We start from the raw sequence: 1,123 nt of genomic DNA, 5'->3' as shown, positions 1-1,123 counted from the left end.
TATGAGTGTTTCTGCGGGTGTGCCCGCACCGCGTCGTGGTCCGAAGCTGGAACCGTTGTTGTTGTCCGCTGACGAGCGTGCGGTGTTGGAGCGTTGGGCCCGGCGGGCGACGTCTGCGCAGGCGGTGGCGTTACGGGCGCGGATCGTGTTGGCGTGTGCAGGCCCTGACGTTCCGCCGATTGTTGTGGTGGCGCGGGATCTTCGGGTAGCGGCGGATACGGTCCGCAAGTGGCGGCGGCGGTTCCTGGCCGGCCGGCTGGACGGGTTGGTGGACGAGCCCCGGCCGGGCCGGCCGCCCACCATCAGTGTCGATCAGGTGGAGGCGGTCGTGGTCAGCACGTTGGAGGAGATGCCGAAGAATGCCACCCACTGGTCGCGCAAGTCGATGGCCGACCGCAGTGGGCTGTCGAAGTCGACCGTGGGCCGGATCTGGCGGAAGTTCCATCTCAAGCCTCATCTGACGGACACGTTCAAACTGTCGACGGACCCGTTGTTCGTGGAGAAGGTCTACGACGTGGTCGGGCTGTACTTCAATCCGCCCGAAGGGGCGGTGGTGCTGTCGGTGGACGAGAAGTCGCAGATCCAGGCGCTGGACCGGTCTCAGCCGGTGCTGCCGATGATGCCGGGCATGCCCGAGCGGCGTACCCACGACTACATCCGTAACGGTCTGACCACCCTCTTCGCGGCCTTCGACGTCGCGACCGGCGAAGTCATCACCTCGCTGCACCGTCGACACCGGGCAGCGGAGTTCAAGAAGTTCCTCATCAAGATCGAAAAGGAGGTTCCTGGGCATCTCCAGATCCACCTGATCTGCGACAACTATGGCACCCACAAGACGCCGGCCATCAAGGCATGGCTGGCCAAACACCCCCGATTCCAGCTGCACTTCACCCCCACCGGTTCGTCCTGGATCAACCAGGTGGAGAGGTGGTTCGGCTTCCTTGCCGACCAGAAGATCCGCCGCGGCTCCCACAAAAGCGTGCGTTCCCTGGAAGCCGACATCCGTTCGTGGGTCAAGGAGTGGAACGAAAACCCAACACCGTTCGTCTGGACCAAGACGGCCGAGGAGATCCTCGACTCCCTCGCCCGCTTCTGTCGACGGATCTCCGGCGCAGGACACTAG

Annotated in this window: 1 protein-coding gene; it reads left to right on the top strand. The window is 64.2% G+C overall.

Features of this window, described 5'->3' with window-relative positions:
- The first annotated feature begins 1 nt into the window (after nt 1).
- On the top strand, nt 2-1,123 hold the full coding sequence (locus ACZ7L9_RS38105; protein ID WP_471422102.1) for an IS630 family transposase: 1,122 nt from the start codon (nt 2-4) through the stop codon (nt 1,121-1,123).

It is taken from the genome of Streptomyces sp. NPDC111516 (assembly GCF_055635345.1).
The sequence above is the reverse complement of the archived record's forward strand: the minus strand, read 5'-3'. Positions and strand labels throughout refer to the sequence as shown.